Annotated in this window: 11 protein-coding genes; 3 read left to right on the forward strand and 8 right to left on the reverse strand. The window is 52.9% G+C overall.

All coding sequences use genetic code 11. From position 1 onward, the window contains the following. Positions 1 to 7: 7 nt before the first annotated feature. The 3 genes from HMPREF1141_RS00235 to HMPREF1141_RS00245 all read right to left on the reverse strand — a co-directional run bounded on the left by HMPREF1141_RS00235 (position 8) and on the right by HMPREF1141_RS00245 (position 2883). Positions 8 to 781, reverse strand: coding sequence for an ATP-binding cassette domain-containing protein (locus HMPREF1141_RS00235; RefSeq protein ID WP_035316319.1), 774 nt, complete (start codon positions 779 to 781; stop codon positions 8 to 10). 4 nt (positions 782 to 785) lie between these two features. Beyond that, positions 786 to 1706, reverse strand: a complete 921-nt coding sequence (locus HMPREF1141_RS00240) for an ABC transporter (protein ID WP_009059818.1) — start codon at positions 1704 to 1706, stop codon at positions 786 to 788. 139 nt (positions 1707 to 1845) lie between these two features. Then, complete coding sequence (locus HMPREF1141_RS00245; protein WP_242824532.1) at positions 1846 to 2883, reverse strand: ABC transporter substrate-binding protein; 1038 nt, start codon at positions 2881 to 2883, stop codon at positions 1846 to 1848. Between the two features lie 935 nt (positions 2884 to 3818). On the opposite strand from HMPREF1141_RS00245, the gene HMPREF1141_RS00250 reads away from it, so the two are divergent. The 3 genes from HMPREF1141_RS00250 to mscL all read left to right on the forward strand — a co-directional run bounded on the left by HMPREF1141_RS00250 (position 3819) and on the right by mscL (position 8586). Then, positions 3819 to 6713 (forward strand): acyl-CoA dehydratase activase-related protein, encoded by a 2895-nt coding sequence (locus HMPREF1141_RS00250; RefSeq protein WP_009059864.1) that lies wholly within the window; start codon positions 3819 to 3821, stop codon positions 6711 to 6713. An 11-nt stretch (positions 6714 to 6724) separates the two neighbouring features. Continuing rightward, on the forward strand, positions 6725 to 8020 hold the full coding sequence (locus HMPREF1141_RS00255) for a 2-hydroxyacyl-CoA dehydratase (protein ID WP_009059754.1): 1296 nt from the start codon (positions 6725 to 6727) through the stop codon (positions 8018 to 8020). A 122-nt stretch (positions 8021 to 8142) separates the two neighbouring features. Continuing rightward, the gene (gene mscL / locus HMPREF1141_RS00260; protein ID WP_009059812.1) at positions 8143 to 8586 is read left to right on the forward strand and encodes a large-conductance mechanosensitive channel protein MscL; all 444 of its coding nucleotides are present in this window, start codon (positions 8143 to 8145) and stop codon (positions 8584 to 8586) included. Positions 8587 to 8671: 85 nt separating this feature from the next. Here mscL and HMPREF1141_RS00265 read toward each other — a convergent pair whose 3' ends face one another. The 5 genes from HMPREF1141_RS00265 to HMPREF1141_RS00285 all read right to left on the reverse strand — a co-directional run bounded on the left by HMPREF1141_RS00265 (position 8672) and on the right by HMPREF1141_RS00285 (position 14054). Continuing rightward, entirely contained in the window at positions 8672 to 9253 is a 582-nt protein-coding gene (locus tag HMPREF1141_RS00265) for a LysE family transporter (protein ID WP_242841501.1), read from the reverse strand. Between the two features lie 72 nt (positions 9254 to 9325). Continuing rightward, the gene (locus HMPREF1141_RS00270) at positions 9326 to 9616 is read right to left on the reverse strand and encodes a hypothetical protein (protein WP_009059824.1); all 291 of its coding nucleotides are present in this window, start codon (positions 9614 to 9616) and stop codon (positions 9326 to 9328) included. 119 nt (positions 9617 to 9735) lie between these two features. Continuing rightward, positions 9736 to 10119, reverse strand: coding sequence for a helix-turn-helix domain-containing protein (locus HMPREF1141_RS00275; protein ID WP_009059778.1), 384 nt, complete (start codon positions 10117 to 10119; stop codon positions 9736 to 9738). A 228-nt stretch (positions 10120 to 10347) separates the two neighbouring features. Then, positions 10348 to 11958 carry an MBL fold metallo-hydrolase gene (locus HMPREF1141_RS00280; protein ID WP_009059862.1) on the reverse strand — a complete coding sequence of 537 codons (1611 nt, stop codon included), beginning with the start codon at positions 11956 to 11958 and terminating at the stop codon, positions 10348 to 10350. A 161-nt stretch (positions 11959 to 12119) separates the two neighbouring features. Beyond that, positions 12120 to 14054, reverse strand: a complete 1935-nt coding sequence (locus HMPREF1141_RS00285; protein WP_009059822.1) for a fructose-bisphosphatase class III — start codon at positions 14052 to 14054, stop codon at positions 12120 to 12122. Between the last annotated feature and the right edge of the window lie 24 nt (positions 14055 to 14078).

Genomic DNA, 14078 nt, shown 5'->3' on the forward strand with positions numbered 1-14078 from the left:
AAAAGATTTAATTCCCGACCTCGAGGCTGATCTGATTAAAGCGATTCAGAAGATCATCCGTAGACAGGGCTTCCTTTGCCTCGTCCGCAGCGTCGATCACCGCCTGGCCCTGATGCATCATCAGCAGCCGGTTGCCGTACTGAATCGAATATTTCAGATTGTGGGTCACCATCAGCGTCGTCAGGTGCTTTTCCGTTACCAGCTCCTGTGTCAGGCGCATTACATTTTCGGAGGACCGGGGATCCAGAGCCGCCGTGTGCTCATCGAGGATCAGCAGATCGATCGGCGTCATGGTCGAAATCAAGAGGGCCAGCGCCTGCCTTTGCCCGCCGGAAAGACTGCCCACCTGCACGCTGAGCTTATCCTCAAGCCCCAAATCAAGACGCTGCAGCATGGTGCGGTATTCATCGGTACGGCGGCGGCTGACGCCGCGGGAAAGCCCGTAGAACGAGCCTTTATTGTCCGCGAGAGCCATATTCTCTAAAATGGTCAGCTCCGGGCAGGTTCCCTTTGCGGGATCCTGAAATACCCGGCCAATCGATTTGGAACGCTGAAATTCCTTCCTCTTGCTGATATCCTCACCCTTGAGCAGAATGCTGCCGCTGTCGGGCACGATACTGCCGCAGATCAGGTTGAGCATGGTGGTTTTGCCGGAGCCGTTGCTGCCGACCACCGAAACAAACTGCCCGGGCAGGATTTCGAGATTAAAATCGGAAAACAGAACGACCTCACTGACGGAATCGGGGGAAAAGGTTTTGCAGATATTCCGCAGACTGACCATGCTGTCAGATTTGAGTTGGGTTGACGACATGCGGATGCTTCCTCCTTCCCGAAAACGCCTGATTCCCTACCAGAGCCAGTGTGAACAGCAGGGCCATCAGCAGCTTGAGGTAGTTCGTGGGCAGGCCGAGCTGCATCGCGATCACCAGGCAGGTTTTATACAGGATTGCGCCGATCACCACCATGGCGGTGGGGCGAATGAACTTGATCTTTCCGAACAGGCTGGTACCGATAATGACCGAGGCCAAAGCCATAACGACCATACCCGTACCGCCGTAGATATTTGCGGTTTCTGTCTGCTGCGCCAGAATGGAGCCGGCCAGAGCCGTGCAGCCGTTGCCGATCGCAAGCCCGGCGATCTTCATTCGTCCCGGGTCTTTACCGAGCGAGATCACATACTGCGGGTTATTGCCCGAAGCGCGAAGCAGCAGGCCGGACTTCGTCTTTAAATACAGATCGAGCAGCACCTTGACCACGATAACCACCAGCAGCACGATCAGCACCACACGGTAATCCTGCATACCGGGCGGCATCAGGTGAACAATGGGGCCGGAGGTAAAGATGGTCGGCTTATTGTAGAAGGGAAGCACCGCGGAGCCCCTTGTCACCACAAGGTTCACGCTCCACAGGCCCGTCATCACCAGAATACCGGAAAGCAGGTCGGTAATATGCAGCTTTACATGCAGCAGCCCGGTGACGCAGCCGGCAGCCGCGCCGGCCAGAAAGGCCGCAAGGCACGCGACCCAGGGATTTACGCCAACGGCAATCAAAGCCCCTGTTACACACGCGCCCAGCGGGAACGTGCCGTCTACCGACAGATCCGGGAACCCCAGAATCCGATAGGTAATGTACACGCCCATCGCCATAATTCCGTAAATCAGGCCTTCCTCCATTACGTTGAAGAACAGACCAAAAAAAACATCCATTCACTGTTACCCGCTTTCCGTACAAATCAAGTTTGAACACACAGCAATTTCTCTGCCGCGTGTTCGGCGGGCAGAGAAACTGCAAATCAGATCAGGCTTTTGAATCCAGCATCACAGTATCGCAACGCTGTTTGTGTTATTATTTGCTCGATGCCGCGGAATCTTCCGTGACCGCCTGCGCATTTTCGTAATCCTTCGGCAGGGTCATGCCGAAAATGTTCAGAACATCGGCATTATAGACAGGAGCAAAATCCTTTACAATGTAAACAGGGGTTTCTCCGGCTTTCTTTTCACCCTTCAGAATCGAAGCCGCCATTTTGCCGGTCTCTTTGCCGAGCGCGACATAGTCGATTCCCTGAGAAGCCAGGCAGCCGTTTTTCACCTGCTCGATCTCGGAACCGAATACCGGGATGTTGCCCTTATTTGCAGCCTGCAGAACCACCTGCAGATTATTGACGACGTTGTTGTCCGTAAAGTTATTGATGCAGTCGACGCCCTTGCTGACGAGCGACGCTGCGGCGGAAGCAACCTCAGACGCATTGACGACGCCGGATTCCACAACTGCAAAATTATATTTGCTCGCAACCTCTTTCAGAGTGGCCAGCTGGCTGACGGAGTTCGGCTCGCTGGTTGTGTAGAGCACGCCGATTTTCTTCGCATTCGGCAGGAAGGCACGGATCATCTTGACCTGTTCCTCCAGCGGGAGAACATCGGAGCTGCCGGTGATGTTGTTTTCGGGTTTTTCCAGGCTCTTGACCAGCCCGGCCGCCACAGGATCGGAAACCGCGGTAAACACCACGGGGATATCGGTCTCTTTGGCCGCGCTGTAAGCGGACATGGCCGACGGGGTGGCAATGCCGACCAGCATATCATATTTGGAAGAAACCATGTTCTTCGCGATCAGGTCACTGTTGGAAGCGTCGCCCTGCGCATTCTGGAAATCGATGGTCAAATTTTTGCCATCTTCATATCCGGCTTCCTTCAGTCCTTCTACAAAACCTGTGTAGCAGTTATCGAGCGACGGATGCGGCGCATATTGAATCACACCGATCTTTAGTGTTTTCTCTCCGCCGGAAGCGGCGGAAGAAGCAGAGGTGCCATTGGAGCATCCGGCAAATCCTGCGGCCATGACTGCGGTCAGGGAAACTGCGGCAATTTTTTTGATCAGCTTTTTCATAGGAATATCAAACCTTTCTATTTGCATTATTTCAATATTGTTTCTGAGGAATTTTTGATCGGTTCTGCGCTTCCACCAGCCATCCGGCATATGCCCCACCTCCTGTTGGACAATAAAAAAAGCCCTTGCCCCCGATTGCTCAGGGACAAGAGCGTTTGCTCCTGCGGTACCACCCAAATTGACGCTTTTGCGCCCTCTTTTCTCACATACCCGTTTGATATGCGCTCCACTGATAACGGGCAGAGCCCCCGTCGCAGACTACTTGGCACACTGCCGTTCGCCCCGCCCTCATAAGTCCATTCCCCGTGCGATCTCTTACCGCAATTCCACCACATGCGGCTCTCTGAAAAGACATCCTGCCCGGCTACTACTCTTACTCACAGGTTTCTGTTATTGCCCCTATTATATGACGGCGCTTTTCATTTGTCAACACCGCAGATTCAAAATTCCATTTTTTTCGCAGTATCGTCCCTTTCTATACAAATGATCTGATGTTCAATCCAGCGATTTCTTCCCCCGCTTGCGGCGGGGGAAGAAATCATCCTTTTTCTAAAATGAAACGCGATCAAAAGACAACCTCCAGAAATTGACATTCGCCAAAAAACACGGTAAAGTGATAGAGAACAATTTCTATTTTTTGTGATGCAGCGCCTGCCAATGTTTCAAATTTTTACTAAATCAGGTGTATTTTAGAACATATCCATACAATATATAGTAAATGAATTGTGTAAATCTCTTAAAATTCCGTAAGGCGGCGCGCAGCGCTTGCCAAAACGTAAAATCTGCATTACAATAGGAACAGCAAAAGTAGTTAAGCAACCTAACTAATTCAATTCCGTGTCATATTAATCAATACAGGGCCGCCAGACCGGCCTTGTTCATGAAATGCAAAAGCCAAAACAGCCAAAATATTGCGGAGGAAATGGGACGATAGGATGAGAATCGGACTTGACGTCGGTTCCACGACCATCAAGTGCGTCGTGTTGAACGATGACAATCAAATTGTATATCAATCATATGAGCGGCATTTTTCACAGATCACTGAAAAAATGGCGGAGCTTCTGCGCAAAATTCAGGCGGAAGTTTTAAACGGAGCGCCCGCTTATCTGTCAGTGTCCGGCTCGGCGGGAATGGGAATTGCCCAGACCTGCGACTTACCCTTTATTCAAGAGGTCTACGCGACCCGTGTGGCTATGGGCAAGCTGATCCCCGATGCGGATGTGATTATCGAGCTGGGCGGCGAGGACGCGAAAATCCTGTTTTTGACCGGCGGAACCGAGGTTCGCATGAACGGCTCGTGCGCCGGCGGAACCGGGGCATTTATTGACCAGATGGCGACTTTGCTGCACATTTCTCTGGAAGAGATGAACGAGCTGGCCGCACAGCACGAGAAGATTTATACCATTGCTTCGCGCTGCGGCGTGTTCGCCAAGTCTGACGTTCAGCCGCTGCTCAATCAGGGCGCGCGCAAAAGCGATATTTCTGCCAGCATTTTTGCCGCCGTGGCCAACCAGACCATCGCCGGCCTGGCGCAGGGCCGCCCGATCCGCGGCAAGGTGATCTACCTTGGCGGGCCGCTGACGTTTCTCTCCGAACTGCGGGAGAGCTTTGACACCGCTTTGAAGGTAAAGGGCGTCTGCCCCGAAAATTCTTTGTACTACGTGGCGATGGGCGCCGCGTTCAGCAGTGAATCCGCTGTGGATTTGGACACTGCGCTGACGAACATAGAAGCATACCGTGGGAAGAGCGACTTTTTGTCCATCCCCTCTCTGTTCCGCGACGAGCAGGAATACCGGGAGTTTCAGGAGCGCCACCAGAGCTGTCGCGCAAAGCGCGGAGAAATTACCCAATATAATGGAAAGGCGTACCTTGGCATCGACGCCGGTTCCACCACGGTAAAAGCGGTGGTGCTCGGGGAGGACTGCGAGCTTCTCGATTCCATTTATCAGAGCAATTCCGGCAATCCGGTGCCGATCATCCGCGAATACCTGATGAATCTGTACGAGCAGTACCCCAATCTGACGATCTGCTCCTCCGCCGTGACCGGATACGGCGAAGAGCTGCTGAAAAACGCGTTCAACCTGGATTTCGGCATTGTGGAGACGATGGCGCACTTTACCGCCGCCAAATACTTTATGCCGGACGTCGACTTCGTCATCGACATCGGCGGGCAGGACATGAAATGCTTTAAAATCCGAAACGGAGCGGTGGATAACATCTTCCTCAACGAAGCCTGCTCCTCCGGCTGCGGTTCGTTTTTACAGACCTTCGCGAATACCCTTGGGTACGACATTGCGGATTTCGCCCGGAAGGGCTTGTTTGCAAAGAACCCGGTCGACCTTGGCTCACGCTGCACGGTGTTCATGAACTCCTCTGTCAAGCAGGCGCAGAAGGACGGCGCCACCACGGAGGATATCTCCGCGGGCCTTTCCGTCAGTGTTGTCAAAAACGCGATCTACAAGGTCATCCGTGCCGCTTCCGCCGAAGAGCTGGGCAAAAACATTGTGGTGCAGGGCGGTACCTTCCTGAACGACGCGGTGCTGCGCGTGTTTGAAAAGGAGCTTGGCGTCAACGTCATCCGCCCCGACATTTCGGGCCTGATGGGCGCGTTCGGCGCGGCGCTGTACGCAAAGAGCCGGGCCAAAGAAACGAGCACCCTGCTTCCTTATGAGGAGCTCAGGGACTTTACCCACGAGGTAAAGGTAGCCACCTGCGGCCTGTGCAGCAACCACTGCCGCCTGACGATCAACAACTTTGGCGGCAACCGGCGCTTCATCGGCGGCAACCGGTGCGAAAAGCCGGTCACACGCCAGCAGGGCGGGCCGACGCTCGATATCTACACCTACAAGCTCGATCTGCTGCAAAGCTACCAGCCGGTACCCGGTACCCGCGGAAAAATCGGTATCCCGATGGGCCTGAATTTCTATGAGCTGCTGCCGTTCTGGCATTCGTTCTGGACGACGCTGGGCTTTGAAGTGATCCCTTCTCCCCTTTCGACCCGCTCGCTGTATCTGGACGGGCAGCATACCATTCCGTCCGATACCGTCTGCTTCCCCGCAAAGCTGATGCACGGACACATTGAAGCGCTGCTGCGGCAGGGGATCGATACCATCTTTTATCCCTGTATGTCTTATAATCTGGACGAGGGACTGGGCGACAACCATTACAACTGCCCGGTGGTCGCATATTATCCCGAGGTGCTTTCGGCCAACGTGGAGGAGCTCAAGCAGAAAACCTTTATCCACGACTATGTGGGCATTCACAGAAAGCGCGACTTCCCCATTAAAATGCACCAGATTCTGAATCAGTATTTCTCCGGCATCAGCCTGCATGAGGTTCAGAAGGCCGCGAAGGCCGCCTATGAGGAATACGACAGGTATTTTGCACAGGTGCACAAGGAGGGCGAGCGCATCATTGAAGAAGCAGAACGCCTGCACAAGCCGATCATCGTGCTGAGCGGCCGCCCGTACCACCTTGACCCGGAAATCAACCACGGCATCAACAAGCTGATCACCAGCCTCGGCGCCGCCGTGATTTCGGAGGATGTGATCAGCAACCGCGTGGAGAAATTCCGCACCGGCGTGCTCAACCAGTGGACGTATCATTCCCGCTTGTATGCCGCCGCAAAGTACATCGGCACCCGGCCGGACATGAACCTGGTGCAGCTGGTCTCGTTCGGCTGCGGCGTAGACGCGATTACCACCGACGAGGTGCGCGAGATACTGGAAGCGGAAGGCAAAATCTATACACAGATCAAAATCGATGAAATTACGAATCTGGGAGCGGTGAAAATCAGACTGCGCAGCCTGTTCGCCGCATTGGAACAGTGAGGTGATCGTTCTTGGCGGAACTGAAAAGAGATAAGACCGGACGTATCCTGTTTACCAAGGAAATGAAGCAGGAATACACCATCCTTTGCCCGCAGATGGCGGAAATCCATTTTTCGCTGATTATCAATGTCTTCCGCAACTGCGGCTACAATATGGTACTTTTGAAAAACGACGGCCCAAACGTGGTGCATGAGGGCCTGAAATATGTGCACAACGACACCTGTTACCCCGCCCTGCTCGTGATCGGCCAGTTCATGGACGCGCTGAAAAGCGGAAAATATGACCTGGACCGCACCGCGCTGATTATTACGCAGACAGGCGGCGGCTGCCGTGCCTCTAATTACATTCACCTGCTGCGCAAGGCTCTGCGCAGAGCGGGCATGGAGAATATCCCGGTGGTTTCCCTGAATCTGTCGGGCCTTGAGAGCAATCCGGGCTTTTCGCTGACCCTGCCCATGCTGCGCCGCCTGATCGCGGGCCTTGTGTACGGCGATCTGCTCATGCTGCTCGACAATCAGGTAAAACCCTACGAGCTGAAAAAAGGCGAGAGTGCCGCGTTGGTTCAGAAATGGATTACGGAGCTTACCGCTCAGTTCAACCGCGATGAAGGCTATTCGTTAAAACAGCAAAAGGGAAACCTGGAAAAAATCGCCGCGGAATTTGCGGCGATCCCCGTTCACCGCGTGCCGAAGGTGCGTGTGGGAATCGTCGGAGAGATCTTTGTCAAATACTCCCCCCTCGGCAACAACCAGCTTGAGCAGTTCCTTGCCGAACAGGACTGCGAGGTCAACGTACCGGGCCTGCTGAACTTTATGCTGTTCAAGGTGGATAACCGCATGGAGGACATCAAGCTGTACGGCGGCAATCCGGTGAAATTCCGCGTGGTAAAGGCCATGATGGATTACCTGGTAAAAATGCAGGAACTCTTGATCGCCGCCGTAAAAACACAGCCGTGCTTTGAGGCCCCGATGAATTACGCCCACACGAAAGCACTGGTCAAAGACGTGATCGGCTACGGAAACAAGATGGGCGAAGGCTGGCTGCTGACCGCCGAGATGCTCGAGCTGGTGGAATGCGGCTTTGAAAACATCGTCTGCACACAGCCGTTCGGCTGCCTGCCGAACCACATCTGCGGCAAGGGCATGATCCGCCGGATCAAAGAGATCGACGACCGCGCCAACATCGTGCCGATCGATTACGACCCGAGCGCCACGCGCGTCAATCAGGAAAACCGCATCAAGCTGATGCTGGCGGTGGCCCGTGAATCCCTGAAGCAGCGCACAGAAAAGCAGGTTACAACCGCATAGCACTGATAAAACACCCAAAAAAATCAACTTTGTTCCCCGGTTTCCCTACCGGCACAAAGTTGATTTTTTTGACAAATTCTGATATGATAATGACTATCGAAAACCTTTTGGAGTGGTAAATCATGGACAAACAGGAGGAACAGCACGTGAAAAAGTTCATCCAGGAATTTAAAGAATTCGCGATGCGCGGCAATGTGATTGATCTTGCCGTCGGCGTGATCATCGGCGGTGCGTTCGGACAGATCACTTCGTCTTTGGTAAAAGACATTATTACCCCTGTTCTTTCGGCCATTACCGGAAAAATCAATCTGGGCAAGCTGGCCCTGACGATTCCGGATACGTTCGGCGGCGCCGACATCGTAATCGCCTACGGCGCGTTTCTGCAGAACGTATTGGATTTCGTGATCACTGCATTTGTGATCTTCATTATGATCAAGCTGATGAACAAGCTGCGCCAGAAAAAGGACGAAGAGCCGGCTGCCGAGCCGGAGACCCCTGTATTAAGCAAGGAAGAAGAGCTTTTGACCGAAATCAGGGACTTGCTGAAAGAAAACAACAAAGCGTAATGCTCGCTTTGATAAAATCAGAAACAAAAACGCGCTTGGGCGTGGCTTTTATCAGCCGCTTCCAGGCGCGTTTCTGTGTTTCCCTTTAATGAACGATCATGGTAAAAGCATTGTACAGCAGAACAAGAGCCATGATGAGATTCACCGGTAAGTAATACCGATCATATATGCCCTGAATCATTGTGCCGAAAAAGGCCCAAACCGTCGTAGCGCAGGTCCCCATTGTCGCAATCAGAAATGAAGTGGCGAGTATAACACCAAGACTGCTGCTGAAAGGAGTGACATACCCGATCAAAGCGGTGATGCCAAACATATAGATTTTTACATTGATCAGCTGGAGGAGAAAGCCCGATAACAGGCTGGGGGCTTTTTCCGTGTGATCGCTGCCCGGCCTGCTGGTTAATATGTGAAACGCCAGCCAGACAATGTAGGCTGCTCCTATGTATCTCATATAGCCCAAAGCAGACTCAAAGTGCGATCCCAAAGAATAAACCATAAATGCACAGGCTGTTTGTACCGCATAATAGCCTAAGAAAATACCGGCCAGCAAGAACCGGCTTCTTCGAAAGCCGTACCGAACCATTGTATTCAGTGCAAGAAGATTCCCCGGCCCGGGAGTAAACGCATTGATAAAGCAATAGGATAAAAACCCCGATATTGAAAACACTTCCATATAACTCCTGACAAAATAGATAGAAAAAACCGAGGGACATATGCCCCTCGGTTTTTAGAGAAAGGCTTACACCGCCAAATAAATCTTAACCTCGGGATCAGCGCTCCACAAGGGCTTTAACCCAACGAAAACGTCGTTCTGAAACAATTCGCTTTCCAGGTATGCCCTTGCATGTTCGACACTGTCAAAGCCATGCAGCACCTGCACGTCCTCGTCACGAATCAGCAGCTCCTTCGATACAGCCCCCTGAATTCCGGACAGAAACGGCTGACGATAATCGGAATACACCCTGGCTGCCGCAGGACGATTCGCCTCGCTGATGACCATTGTGATTTCAAGATAAGCTTTTGCACTCATGTTTCATACCTCCACTAAAATTGTCTTTGGTTTCCTGTAACCATGCTTAGACTATAACAAAGGTACTCGGCAGAGTAAATATATTAGCAAATTTATAAGTCACTCATAAATTTCTTAGTTTAAGAGGGCAGCTGGCTGCAGGTTTTGCATGGAGGCAGCTTTTTGTCCAGACTGACCGCCGCATGGGTTCTGGACCATTGACAAATGCTTTGAAGAATCGGAAGCACGGATTTTCCCTTTTGAGTAAGAGAATATTCCACTTTCGGCGGAATTTCATTATATTGAGTACGGTTGATCAGGTCATCCGCAATCAGTTCTTTTAGCATCGCGGCAAGCACCGCATCGGTGATATTCCCCAGCTCTTTTCGAATTTCATTATATCTCATAACCTCTGCAGACGACAAAACGCAGAGAATTCTGGACTTCCATTTCCCGCCGAAAATATCGAGCCCGTATTCGATCGGACACATGATTTCTTTTTCCAGTTTGGGTGTATATTTCATTTTGACTGCCTCCCTGCTCCGCTTTCTTTCTGCGAATCACTATAGCAAAATAAAGTTACTATGTCAAACGGAAGCAATGGGTGCAGGCGTATTGGCACCGCATTTATAAAAAGTCCCCTTTTGCCCGGGCCGGCAGGCAAAAGGAGGTTTTTCTGTATCACAGGCTTTCTAAGCTTCGCCGGCAAAGCCGGACATTCTTTTACGCTAAGCTTTTTCTGTAGAAGCGTCTTACCGTTCCCATTTCTTTGCAAGGGACAGGATTTGATCGGCAAAACGGGCCAAATCCTTGTTGGCGCCGCCCTCGTTGCGCAGAACAGTCTGGTGCAGCTGCTTCTCTGCGGCCAGCAGGCGCTGGAATGCGGAAGCAAGCTTGCGGGCTTTGGCCTTCTGGGACTGCTCACCGCGCTGCAGAGAGACATCGACGCCGAAGTCCAGCTCTTTATCTGCCAGCAGGTCGTATCTGGCTTCGAAATTCGGCACATAAATGTCGTAGCCCAAATCGCTCAGCTCTTCTGAGAAAGCAAGGCAGGTTTCACGCTCGCCGTGCACGATAAACACGCGCTGCGGCTTTGGCTGGAACGCCCGCAGCCACTCGAGCAGGCCCTCGTGGTCGGCGTGGCCGCTGAGCGCGCGGAAGTTGTGAATCTGCGCCTGAACGGTGATTTCTTCGCCGAACAGCTTGACTTCTTTGATGCCGTCGACCAGCAAACGGCCCAGCGTGCCGTTTGCCTGATAGCCGACAAATAATATTGCGCATTCCGGCCGCCAGAGGTTATGCTTTAAATGGTGCCGTATCCGCCCCGCCTCGCACATGCCGCTGGAGGAAATGATAACCTTGGGGGTCGTATCGAAGTTCAGTGCGCGGGAATCGTCCGCGCTCTGGCTGATATTCAGGTTGGAAAACGAGATCGGCTTGAAGCCGGAACGCAGAATCTCAAGTGTTTCCTCATCCGCGTAGCCCGACAGGTCGCCGCTGAAAATACGGGTGGCCTCCGCCGCGAGGGGACTGTCCACATACACCGGAAAATCCGGGAAGCTCTTGACCAGATGGCGCTCCTTGATCTCGCGGATAAAATACAGAACCTCCTGTGTGCGTCCCACCGCAAAGGCCGGAATGATCACATTGCCGCCGTTTGCCAGCGTTTTGTCGATCAGTTCCGCGAGCTGAGGGGTGTAATCGTCCACATGCTCGTGCTGCTTCAGGCCATAGGTAGATTCCATCACGGCAAAGTCCGCCTCTGAAACATACTGCGGATTGCGGATCAGGGGCTGATTTTTGTTGCCGATGTCCCCGGAAAAGACCACCTTTTTCGTTATGTTCTCTTCGGTCAGCCAAGCCTCTGTGAATGCGGAGCCGAGCAGATGGCCGGCGTCGGAAAAACGGATCCGGATGCCGGGTGCGGGCTCAAAAATCTCGCCGTACTCGTACGGCTCTAAAAACGACAGGGTCTTTTCCACGTCGTCGAGCGTATAAAGAGGCTCCACCATCTCGTGGCCGGCGCGGCGCCCCTTGCGGTTTTCATTCGTTGCATCCATTTCCTGAATGTGCGCGCTGTCGCGCAGCATAATGGAGAGAAGCTCACACGTTTTGCCTGTCGCATAAATTTTGCCGTGGAAGCCCTGCTTTGCCAAAAGCGGCAGCCGCCCGCTGTGGTCAATGTGCGCGTGCGTGCAGATCACAAAATCTACCGAAATGGGCAGAAACGGAAGAACACCGTTATCCTTTTCATCCTGACCCTGCTGCAGCCCGCAGTCTACCAAAAACCGGACCCCGTTTGTATCCACACAGTGACAGCTGCCGGTTACTTCTTTATCTGCGCCAAAAAAAGTTAAATACATCAAAACGCCTCCCTGCTCTTATTTTCCAAACGCTGCTGATCGCCATTTCGCTTTCAGTCAGCCTTTTGATGCTCCCCCACCAAAGGGCAAGGGGGGCATCAAAATATTTGTTCCTATAAGAATACCGGGGTCAAGCATCAATTGCAAGACCCCGGCAGAAATTATTTTGTCACTTTCGGCGAAAGCAGGCCCTGACGGTATGCGTTGAGCAGCATGGTCAGATCGTAAATCTGATTGCTGATGTCGTTTCCGTTATCGGTATCCATAACCATCATGCGGGCAAAATGGGTTTCAAACACATCGGAACGGGACTGAATGTCCTTATTCTCCTCCAGCGCGCTGCGCACGCCGTCGAACGGCTGGTGCGACTTGATGCGCATTCCATGCGAGTTGTAGATCAGGGTATACCCGGCGATCCCCGTGGTGGGGTGGTATGCCTCGCAGAAGCCGCCGTCGATTACGATCAGCTTTCCGCCCGCCTTGATCGGGCTTTCTCCGTCGCCCGCGCGCACCGGCACATGGCCGTTGATGATATGGCAGAACGGCGTGTTCAGGCCAAACTCCCGAAGCAGCATTTCGCAGACTTCCTCCTGATTGTACCACTTGTAATAGGGATTCTTTTTCTCCGTCCAGGCGCTTTTATCGTCGATGAACATGCGCTCAAACGTCGTCATCTTCTCGCGCCCAAACAGCGGGGAGTCCTTGCCGCTCCACAAATACCACATATAATCGAGGCAGAACGGCTTATCGGCCGCGGTAGGCGGAGCAAAATAAGCCCGGCGCACCAGCTTATCGGAAAGGTCCATCAGCTCTTTGCCTTTTACGATCCGCCCCCCCACGTTGACGCCGGTCAGCTCGCCGTCGGCCGTCATGGGAATGCACCCGTGGAACAGCAGATTCTGATTAAAGCATTTATACATGCTGCCCTTCGCATACAAAAAGCGCATGTGGCGGTTCAGCCTCTCGCTTTCCTTGAAATCTTCTATCAGCCCGTGCAGAATATTCTTCTCTTCTTCGGTGAGCTCATAGGGATTCTCGCGGTTGACGGTCGGGAACACCGTCGTGTTGAGCTTGTAGGTTTTGCCCTCAATTTCGATCGTGCCCTGCTCGTAATTGATCTGGTGCAGCAGCATCCGGTGCTCCATCTGGAATTCCGGGTGACGGCGGATCAACTGGCCCTCCAGCTTAAAGAGGATGATCGAAATCGCCTTGCGGATGGCATGATTCAAGTCCCCGCATTCCGGGTACTGCTCCTTTGCGAACATGGCAAGCTCGCGCATGCTGATGCCGTAGCCGCTCTCCAGCGTGGCAAGATTCCCGCCTGCCACGGTATTGCGCACCACAGCGGCGGCGCACGCCTCGCTGCCGGAGGCCGCGCCCATCCACAGGATGTCGTGATTCCCCCATTCCACATCCACGGCGTGGTGCTGCATCAAAAGGTCCATGATGCGGTCCGCGCCGGGACCACGGTCAAAAATATCGCCTACAATGTGAAGGTAATCCACCGCCAGGCGCTTGATCAGCGAGCAGAGCGCCGTTATAAACTCATCCGCATTATTGATGCCGATGATCGTGTCGATGATCTTCGCATGGTACACCTGCTGGTTGCTGTCCTCCCCAGGCTGGGCGTGCAGAAGCTCGTCGATGATGTAGCTGAACTCCGGCGGCAGGGCCTTTCTGACCTTTGACCGCGTATACTTGGACGCCGTAATACGGCAAACGCCGATCAATTGATGCAGCGTTTTCTGATACCAGGCATCCAGGTTGGATTCCGTCTGCTTGATGTAGCGAAGCTTTTGTTCCGGATAGTAAATCAGAGTGCAGATTTCGGAACGCTCCTGATCAGACAGGGTCTTGCCAAACACCAGGTCCACTTTCTCGCGGATAACGCCGGAGCAGTTATTGACGATGTGGTAAAAAGCGTCGTACTCGCCGTGCAGATCGCTCATAAAATGCTCTGTGCCCTTCGGCAGGTTCAAAATCGCCTGAAGGTTGATAATCTCCGTGCATACCGCCTGAATGGTCGGATAATCCTCCGCCAGAAGCTTTAGATATTTCAGTTCATGGTTCGACAGATGATATTCTGTGCTGCGCATGACTTACATCCCCCTTTAATCAGA

This window comes from Clostridium sp. MSTE9, from assembly GCF_000277625.1.
GTDB classification, from domain to species: Bacteria; Bacillota; Clostridia; order Oscillospirales; family Acutalibacteraceae; genus Faecalispora; species Faecalispora jeddahensis.